The organism is Streptococcus sp. sy004, from assembly GCF_007859205.1.
In the GTDB taxonomy this organism is placed as follows: domain Bacteria; phylum Bacillota; class Bacilli; order Lactobacillales; family Streptococcaceae; genus Streptococcus.
Window position 1 is genome coordinate 1 of record NZ_VOHP01000008.1, and the last position, 8,428, is coordinate 8,428.

Sequence of the window (8,428 nt, forward strand, 5' to 3'; positions counted from 1 at the left end):
TCGGGCTCATAACCCGAAGGTCGTAGGTTCAAATCCTGCTCCCGCAATTATGGCTCGGTAGCTCAGTTGGTAGAGCAATGGATTGAAGCTCCATGTGTCGGCGGTTCGATTCCGTCTCGCGCCATTAACTAAATATTATTGGGAAAGATAGCGAAGAGGCTAAACGCGGCGGACTGTAAATCCGCTCCTTCGGGTTCGGGGGTTCGAATCCCTCTCTTTCCATCCTACGGGCATAGTTTAAAGGTAGAACTAAGGTCTCCAAAACCTTCAGTGTGGGTTCAATTCCTACTGCCCGTGTTATAGGATTATGGCGGGTGTGGTGAAGTGGTTAACACATCAGATTGTGGCTCTGACATTCGTGGGTTCGATTCCCATCACTCGCCTATCTTATATTGGGGTATCGCCAAGCGGTAAGGCAAGGGACTTTGACTCCCTCATGCGTTGGTTCGAATCCAGCTACCCCAGTTATATACTTTGCCGGCGTGGCGGAATTGGCAGACGCGCTGGACTCAAAATCCAGTGTCCGCAAGGACGTGCCGGTTCGACCCCGGCCGCCGGTATAGTATAAAGACAAAGTTTTATGACTTTGTCTTTTTTCTTAATAATATTAATTTTTATCAATAAAAGTGACATCGATGTCCTGTTTTATAAAAGAAATTTGACTTATACTTGAATTAGTTAAATAATAAAGGAGTATAAGAAATGGACATGGATAATGAAAAATTTGAGGAATTATATGATAAAGTGAAACCAATAGTGACTAAGTTGGAGAGAACTTATCAGATAAGAATTTGGCTGCATGATGATTGGGAGCAAGAAGCGATGATTAGTCTATATCATTTGTGTCAATCTTGCCCTCAAGTCTTGTGTGATGAACATTGTTTACGAATTTATTTCAAGACGAAATTTTCTAATTATGTGAAGGATGTTTTACGCAAACAATGTAGTGTGAAACGCCAGTTTAATCAAATGATTTATGAGGAAATTGGTGAAGTTGGTCATGCAGTGAGAGCAGAAGGTCTGTTATTGGAAGATTATGTGAGCTTTAAATCTTGGTTAGAAGTAATTAGAGAAAATTTAAGTGTCAAAGAACAAGCGCAATTGGATAGGTTAATTAGGGGAGAACGTTTTGCGGGGAGAAAAGCCTTGCTTAAACAACTTAAAGAACGTTTAGTAGAAGAATAAAAAGTAGATTAGGTGACTAATCTACTTTTAAGTTTAATTGATTGTTTCAAGTAAAGTCTTGGCTTGTGTTTGTAGTTCTTTTTTGGTTTCAGGACTTAATTCAAGTTGTCCAGTTTCCCAAGCACTTAGGTTTACAGTAGTAGCTGTGAATGGTTCAACGACTTGTGTGCGGATAAACGGTAAAAGATCACGATATTGAGCAAATAGATTATCATGGCCTGCATTGGCAACAGAAGAAACGGTAACTAATTTGTCTTGTAGAGCAGAAGGACCACGAGTTTCACTTAAATCAAGGGCACGGCTTAGCCAATCCAAGAGATTTTTAAGTGGTCCAGGGATTGAAAAATTATAGACTGGTGAGAAAATCCAAATGGCATCAGCATTAAGGACTTCTTGACGAACTTGCTCTAGGACAGGTAAGGTTGGTGTTTCAAGATCTTGGCTAAATACTGGTACTTGTGTGTAATCTAAGTAAGTTACTTGAGCTTGAGTGGCTAGTAAACTTTCTGCCTCTTTTGCTAGTTGATGGTTGAATGATCCTTTACGTAAAGAACCGACGATAAATAAAATCTTTTTAGACATAAAAATCCTCCTCAAAATTATTACTATGTAGTACATTATAAGGAGTCAGAAGAATTTTGTCAATGAACTTGCTTAAAGGTTTTTAAATTTTTTTAGAATAGCAATGAGTTGTTCTTGTTCTGTTGGACTAAGAACGGACATGCTATGATAAACGGTATCTAAGTGTTCTGGGAGGGCTTGCTTAATGACTTCTTCACCTTTAGGAGTTAGTCCAATTAAGGATGCTCGACGGTCACTAGGATCAATCTTACGATAAATCCAGTCATTTTTTTCCATATTTCTAAGAACAACAGTCATATTGCCAGAGGTAGCTAGAATTTTACTAATGAGATGGCAGATTTTCATTTCTCCTTTACTATATAAGACGTCTAAGACGCTAAATTGAGTTGGGGTAATGCCATTATTTTTAAAGCTATTAGCAACTTGCTGATCGATTGTGCGTTGTGCTTTACGAAAAACAATCATAGTCTTACGAGCTAATTCTTTATTCTTATTTTCCATTTGGTGATTCCTTATAGTGTGAGTTAAAAAAGATTGGCGAACCAATCTTTAGTCAATGATGAGTAGGCCGTCTTTGATGGCAAATGGGTCATTTTCATTGATACGATCATAGAACATAACACCGTTGATATGGTCAATTTCATGTTGAACAACGATGGCATTATAACCTTTTAATTTCATGCGTTGGGATTGTCCATTTTTATCAGTATAATCGAGAGTAATTCGTGAATGACGAATGACATAGCCTTCAACTGCACGATCAACGGATAAACAACCTTCTCCTTCAGAAAGAGCAGCTTCTTGAACAGAATGTGAAACAATTTTAGGATTGTACATAATTTCTTGTAAGCTGTAGGCTTGACTTGGTGCTTCTTCTTCGATGTTAGGCACAAGCACAGCGATGATACGACGAGAAACGTCAATTTGTGGAGCGGCTAGACCAACGCCTGGACGAAGTCCCATTTTTTCACTAAGGACAGGATCTTGGGAATTTTTTAGAAATTGCATCATTTTTTCACCCAAGATAATATCTTCATCAGATAGTGGAAGAGTTACTTCTTCAGCGATTTTACGCAAGGTTGGATGGCCTTCACGAATAATGTCAGACATATCAATCTGATGGCTAGCACGAATAAGTTTGGAAATTGTAGTCATGATTTTCTCCTTGATGTTAGTTGATTCTAGTATAGCACAAAGATATTCAAATAGGAAGTTAGTTTGTTGATAGGTAACTTGGTATTTTAGTTGACGAATAAATCAAAATCTGATAGACTAAATAAGTCTAAAAGACAAACCAACTTTTTCTTGGTTTTAGGTTAGCCAAATCCTAAGACTCGGATTAAGCAAATAAAGGAGAAAAATATGGCTATCTCAAAAGAGAAAAAAAATGAAATTATTGCTCAATATGCTCGTCATGAAGGCGACACTGGTTCAGTAGAAGTACAAGTTGCTGTTTTGACATGGGAAATCAATCACTTGAACGATCATATCAAACAACATAAGAAAGACCATGCAACTTACCGTGGTTTGATGAAAAAAATCGGTCACCGTCGTAACTTGTTGGCATATCTTCGCCGTACAGACGTTAACCGTTACCGCGAATTGATTAGCTCACTTGGACTTCGTCGTTAATCGACTAAGAAGCCTCCCTTTGGGGAGGTTTTTCTTTATTGGTTAGAAATAGCGAAAAGTTGCTTTGATGAGATAGATTAAGTAAATTATGATAAAATAAAATTAGTTCAGTTCTTGATGCAAAGGTGAGTTGATCTTGTGGGTCAGTTGATCTTGTGGGTCAGTTGATCTTTGTGGCAAGAACGTACAATTTAACTAATGAAGAGGAGTTTTTATGACAAAACAAGTTTTTCAAACGACCTTTTTTGGTCAACCTTTAATTGTAGAAGTTGGTCAAGTAGCCAAACAAGCTAATGGTAGTGTTCTTGTTCGCTATGGTGAAACTACTGTTTTAACAGCAGCAACCATGTCTAAAAAAATGGCGACTGGGGATTTTTTTCCTTTGCAAGTTAATTATGAAGAGAAAATGTATGCAGCAGGGAAATTTCCAGGTGGCTTTAATAAACGTGAAGGGCGTCCTTCTATGAATGCAACCTTGACAGCTCGCTTAATTGACCGTCCAATTCGTCCAATGTTTGCTGAGGGTTTTCGTAATGAAGTTCAGATTATTAACACGGTTCTTTCTTATGATGAAAATGCGTCTGCTCCAATGGCAGCCATGTTTGCTTCATCCTTGGCTTTATCTATCTCAGATATTCCATTCAATGGTCCGATTGCAGGGGTTCAAGTTGGTTATGTTGATGGTGAGTTGGTTATCAATCCAAATGTAGAGCAATTGGAAAAATCTTTACTTGATTTGGCAGTTGCAGGGACTAAGGATGCCATCAATATGGTTGAGTCGGGTGCAAAAGAGTTGTCAGAAGAATTGATGCTTGAAGCTCTTTTGAAAGGACATACAGCCATTCAAGAGTTGATTGCTTTCCAAGAAGAGATTGTGGCAGCTGTTGGTAAAGAAAAAGCTGATGTCGAACTCTTACAGGTTGATCAAGACTTGCAAGCAGAGATTATTGCTGCTTATAACCTTGATTTGCAAAAGGCAGTTCAAATTGAAGAAAAACTAGCTCGTGAGGCAGCAACAGAAGCTGTTAAGGAACAAGTGACCTTGGCTTATAGTGAGCGTTTTGCTGAACATGAAGAATTTGAGCGTATCATGCGTGATGTAGCAGAGATTCTTGAGCAAATGGAACATGCCGAAGTTCGTCGTTTGATTACAGAGGACAAGATTCGTCCTGATGGTCGTCGTGTCGATGAAATTCGTCCCTTGGACGCAGAAATTGATTTCTTGCCGAAAGTACATGGTTCAGGTTTGTTTACTCGTGGTCAGACTCAAGCTCTGTCTGTTTTGACTTTGGCTCCAATGGGTGAAACACAAATTGTTGATGGTCTTGATCCAGAGTATAAAAAACGTTTCCTACATCATTATAATTTCCCACAATATTCAGTTGGTGAAACTGGTCGTTATGGTGCTCCTGGTCGTCGTGAAATTGGTCACGGTGCTTTGGGAGAGCGTGCATTAGAGCAAGTTTTACCAAGTTTGGAAGAGTTCCCGTATGCCATTCGTTTAGTAGCAGAAGTTTTGGAATCAAATGGTTCATCATCACAAGCCTCAATTTGTGCAGGTACTCTTGCTTTAATGGCAGGTGGTGTGCCGATTAAGGCTCCAGTGGCAGGAATTGCTATGGGATTGATTTCTGATGGTAGTAACTATACGATTTTGACGGATATTCAAGGTTTAGAGGATCATTTTGGTGATATGGATTTTAAGGTAGCTGGTACTCGTGAGGGGATTACAGCTCTGCAAATGGATATTAAGATCGAAGGGATTACAGCGGAGGTTTTAAGTGAAGCTTTGGCTCAAGCTAAAAAAGCGCGTTTTGAAATCCTTGATTTGATTGAAGGAACGATTGCCCAACCTCGTTCTGAACTGGCACCAACAGCACCTAAGATTGATACCATCCAGATTGATGTGGATAAAATTAAGGTAGTCATTGGTAAAGGTGGTGAAACCATTGACAAGATTATTGCTGAAACCGGTGTGAAGATTGATATTGACGAAGAAGGCTTAGTCGCTATCTATTCAAATGACCAAGCAGCAATCAATCGTGCCAAGGAGATTATTGCTAACTTAGTGCGTGAAGCCAAGGTTGGTGATGTTTATGAAGCGAAAGTAGTACGAATTGAGAAATTCGGTGCATTTGTGAATCTTTTTGATAAGACAGATGCCCTAGTTCATATTTCTGAAATGGCTTGGACTAGAACTAATCGTGTGGAAGATTTAGTTGAGATTGGCGATGAAGTTACTGTCAAGGTCATTAAAGTGGATGAAAAAGGACGTGTAGATGCCTCAATGAAAGCATTGCTCCCAAAACCACCAAAAGTTGAAGCAAAGGAGGAAAAGAATGACTAAACTATCAAACTTTAATACAGAATTTGATGATCGCTTGCGTGCCTTTATCAAAGAACCCGATAATTTTTTAGAAGGTATTGCTTTAGTTCATGCTCTTAATCACTATCCCGTGATTGCCAGTGAGAAACCTTATGCTTTGAAAGTTGATGGCGAAAAAGTGATCCCAGTCTTTACCGATCGTTTTGACTTGGAAACGTTCAAAAAAGAACAAAAAAGTGCGCGTGAGCAAAACTGGATTGAACGCTCAAGTCTGGATGTTTTAGAAGAATCTATTGTTAAAGGTTTATCAGGCTTAGTCTATAATCTCAAGAAAACAGGGGATTTTAGTAACTCTACAGTATTCAAAAATAATGATATGGTTCAATTTATCAATAACTTTACCACTGTTTTGAATGCTATTATGAATGAGAAAAATATTGCAGCAGACACCTTGGAACGTTCTTATATTGTGCCAGCTTTCATTTTGCCAAATGATGATGGTAGCTTCGATCGCATGTTTCCTACTTTATCAGACCAAAACAAAAATAGTTATGTTCCAGTGTTTTCAAACTTGCAAAGTTTTGCGAAATGGTACAATCATCAAGATTTTGGTCAACCTTTCCGTGAAGCACAAGGTGTCATTCTAGCGTGGACGATAGATGATATCTATCAACCAAATCATGGTCAAAATGATATTGATGACACCATGGGGATTGTTGTTAACCCACTTGATACCGAACAAATTTTGATTAACTGGTCTGAATTGGAAGAATAGGTGATGTCATGATAAAAATTTATGATACCATGACTCGCAGTTTGCGTGAGTTTAAGCCTATAACACCAAAGCATGTCAAAATGTATGTTTGTGGACCGACCGTTTATAATTATATTCATATTGGTAATGCTCGTAGTGTGGTAGCTTTTGATACCATTCGTCGTTACCTAGAATATCGTGGCTATGCGGTCACTTATGTATCAAATTTTACGGATGTTGATGATAAAATCATCAAAGCAGCAAAAGAAGCGGGCATATCACCAAAAGAGTTATCTGATGAATTTATCGAAGCTTTTCGTCAAGATGTTAAACAATTACATGTGAAACCAGCTACTCATCATCCTCGTGTGATTGATTATATGGCTAGTATTATTACTTTTGTTGATGATTTGATTGCAAAAGGCTACGCCTATGAAGCTAATGGGGACGTTTATTTCCGTGTGAGTAAATCAGACAATTATGCTCGTTTAGCCAATAAAACCTTAGATGAATTAATGGCAGGAGCTAGTGGACGTCTGGATACAGATCAAGCTATTAAAGAACACCCTTTTGATTTTGCCCTTTGGAAATCAGCCAAGACTGGTGAAGTATCATGGTCTAGTCCTTGGGGACAAGGACGACCAGGTTGGCATATTGAGTGTTCTGTTATGGCAACAGAATTGTTAGGAGATACGATTGACATTCATGCCGGTGGTGCGGATTTGGAATTTCCTCATCATACCAATGAAATTGCCCAATCAGAAGCAAAGACTGGAAAAACGTTTGCGAATTATTGGATGCACAATGCCATGCTCAATATTGACAACGAAAAAATGTCCAAGTCTTTGGGAAATTTCCTAACAGCTCATGAGATGTTAGAAACAGTTGACGGGCAAGTCTTACGTTTCTTTCTTGCAACTCAACATTATCGTCGCCCACTTAATTATAGTGAGAAAGCAATATCAGATGCTAGGAAAAATTTAACGTATCTCAAAAACACCTATCAACAGCCTTTACTTGAAGAAGAGCAAACAGAAGAATTTTCTAAGTTTGTCAAACATTTCGAAGCTGCAATGGATGATGATTTTAATACGGCTAATGGTATTACAGTCGTGTTTGACTTAGCCAAGTGGATCAACTCAGGTCATTATAGTCAAACCATAAAAGAAACCTTTGCAGAGATGTTATCAATTTTTGGAATTGAGTTTAGTGAAGATACTTTGACAGAGGATATTGAACGTTTGATAACAGAACGTCAAGAGGCACGTGCTCAAAAAGATTTTGCAACGGCTGATCGCATTCGTGATGAATTGTCTGCTAAAGGTATTAAATTATTAGACACTAAAGATGGCGTGAGGTGGCTCCGTGATTGATCCTAAACTCATCAATGGAATAGCTCTTGCTTTCGACGGTGACGCAATATATTCGATGTATGTCAGACGGCATTTGATTTTCCAAGGACTGACTAAACCCCAACATCTCCATCATATAGCAACCAGATATGTTTCAGCAAAAGCACAAGCCATGCTAGTCAATCAACTTTTAGAACAAGAACTTTTAACTGAAGAAGAAATGTTGATTTATAAGCGTGGACGCAATGCTAATAGCCATACTAAGGCTAAGAATACTGATGTGGTAACGTATAGAATGTCAACTGGATTTGAAGCACTTTTGGGCTATCTTCATCTAACGAACCAAATTGATCGTATGGAAGAACTAATTAACTGGTGTATCACCTTTGTTGAGCAAGAAAAATAGATAACATTGAAAAAACGATTTTCGAAAAGAAAATCGTTTTTCACTACTTTATCAAAAACCTTAATTTTTTTTTGACAAAGTAGTTGACAGGGGATGTATAGTTTGATAGAATGTAATAGTTGTCGCCTGAGAGGTGACGTTAAGACCTTTGAGAACTGAATAAGACGAACCAAGTGCGGGTTATGAAAATA

At 38.4% G+C, this 8,428-nt stretch carries 9 protein-coding genes and 6 tRNA genes; 12 read left to right on the top strand and 3 right to left on the bottom strand.

Features of this window, described 5'->3' with window-relative positions; genetic code table 11:
- The first annotated feature begins 51 nt into the window (after positions 1 to 51).
- From FRX54_RS06135 to FRX54_RS06165, 7 genes are all read left to right on the top strand, one after another.
- Positions 52 to 124 (top strand) — tRNA-Phe (locus tag FRX54_RS06135).
- Positions 125 to 141: 17 nt separating this feature from the next.
- A tRNA-Tyr gene (locus tag FRX54_RS06140) sits at positions 142 to 222 on the top strand.
- A 4-nt stretch (positions 223 to 226) separates the two neighbouring features.
- A tRNA-Trp gene (locus tag FRX54_RS06145) sits at positions 227 to 297 on the top strand.
- Between the two features lie 13 nt (positions 298 to 310).
- A tRNA-His gene (locus tag FRX54_RS06150) sits at positions 311 to 383 on the top strand.
- Positions 384 to 393: 10 nt separating this feature from the next.
- A tRNA-Gln gene (locus tag FRX54_RS06155) sits at positions 394 to 465 on the top strand.
- 11 nt (positions 466 to 476) lie between these two features.
- Positions 477 to 560 (top strand) — tRNA-Leu (locus tag FRX54_RS06160).
- A 142-nt stretch (positions 561 to 702) separates the two neighbouring features.
- Complete coding sequence (locus tag FRX54_RS06165) at positions 703 to 1,185, top strand: sigma-70 family RNA polymerase sigma factor (protein ID WP_261379755.1); 483 nt, start codon at positions 703 to 705, stop codon at positions 1,183 to 1,185.
- 33 nt (positions 1,186 to 1,218) lie between these two features.
- Here FRX54_RS06165 and FRX54_RS06170 read toward each other — a convergent pair whose 3' ends face one another.
- The 3 genes from FRX54_RS06170 to def form a co-directional block, all read right to left on the bottom strand.
- Entirely contained in the window at positions 1,219 to 1,767 is a 549-nt protein-coding gene (locus tag FRX54_RS06170) for an NADPH-dependent FMN reductase (RefSeq protein WP_146462126.1), read from the bottom strand.
- Positions 1,768 to 1,839: 72 nt separating this feature from the next.
- The gene (locus FRX54_RS06175; RefSeq protein ID WP_146462128.1) at positions 1,840 to 2,268 is read right to left on the bottom strand and encodes a MarR family winged helix-turn-helix transcriptional regulator; all 429 of its coding nucleotides are present in this window, start codon (positions 2,266 to 2,268) and stop codon (positions 1,840 to 1,842) included.
- Positions 2,269 to 2,316: 48 nt separating this feature from the next.
- On the bottom strand, positions 2,317 to 2,922 hold the full coding sequence (gene def, locus FRX54_RS06180) for a peptide deformylase (RefSeq protein WP_146462130.1): 606 nt from the start codon (positions 2,920 to 2,922) through the stop codon (positions 2,317 to 2,319).
- A gap of 207 nt (positions 2,923 to 3,129) precedes the next feature.
- On the opposite strand from def, the gene rpsO reads away from it, so the two are divergent.
- From rpsO to FRX54_RS06205, 5 genes are all read left to right on the top strand, one after another.
- On the top strand, positions 3,130 to 3,399 hold the full coding sequence (gene rpsO / locus FRX54_RS06185) for a 30S ribosomal protein S15 (RefSeq protein WP_008535715.1): 270 nt from the start codon (positions 3,130 to 3,132) through the stop codon (positions 3,397 to 3,399).
- 214 nt (positions 3,400 to 3,613) lie between these two features.
- Positions 3,614 to 5,746, top strand: coding sequence for a polyribonucleotide nucleotidyltransferase (gene pnp, locus FRX54_RS06190; protein ID WP_146462131.1), 2,133 nt, complete (start codon positions 3,614 to 3,616; stop codon positions 5,744 to 5,746).
- Positions 5,739 to 6,500, top strand: a complete 762-nt coding sequence (locus tag FRX54_RS06195; RefSeq protein ID WP_146462133.1) for an SseB family protein — start codon at positions 5,739 to 5,741, stop codon at positions 6,498 to 6,500. Before pnp ends, FRX54_RS06195 begins: the two co-directional genes overlap by 8 nt.
- A gap of 8 nt (positions 6,501 to 6,508) precedes the next feature.
- Positions 6,509 to 7,852, top strand: coding sequence for a cysteine--tRNA ligase (gene cysS, locus FRX54_RS06200; RefSeq protein WP_146462135.1), 1,344 nt, complete (start codon positions 6,509 to 6,511; stop codon positions 7,850 to 7,852).
- Complete coding sequence (locus FRX54_RS06205; protein WP_146462137.1) at positions 7,845 to 8,237, top strand: Mini-ribonuclease 3; 393 nt, start codon at positions 7,845 to 7,847, stop codon at positions 8,235 to 8,237. Before cysS ends, FRX54_RS06205 begins: the two co-directional genes overlap by 8 nt.
- Positions 8,238 to 8,428: the final 191 nt, after the last annotated feature.

Coding starts and splice junctions, on each gene's coding strand:
- pnp (WP_146462131.1), top strand. CDS start 3,614: ATGACAAAACAAGTTTTTCAAACGACCTTTTTTGGTCAACCTTTAATT.
- FRX54_RS06170 (WP_146462126.1), bottom strand. CDS start 1,767: ATGTCTAAAAAGATTTTATTTATCGTCGGTTCTTTACGTAAAGGATCA.
- cysS (WP_146462135.1), top strand. CDS start 6,509: ATGATAAAAATTTATGATACCATGACTCGCAGTTTGCGTGAGTTTAAG.
- rpsO (WP_008535715.1), top strand. CDS start 3,130: ATGGCTATCTCAAAAGAGAAAAAAAATGAAATTATTGCTCAATATGCT.
- FRX54_RS06165 (WP_261379755.1), top strand. CDS start 703: ATGGACATGGATAATGAAAAATTTGAGGAATTATATGATAAAGTGAAA.
- FRX54_RS06175 (WP_146462128.1), bottom strand. CDS start 2,268: ATGGAAAATAAGAATAAAGAATTAGCTCGTAAGACTATGATTGTTTTT.
- def (WP_146462130.1), bottom strand. CDS start 2,922: ATGACTACAATTTCCAAACTTATTCGTGCTAGCCATCAGATTGATATG.
- FRX54_RS06195 (WP_146462133.1), top strand. CDS start 5,739: ATGACTAAACTATCAAACTTTAATACAGAATTTGATGATCGCTTGCGT.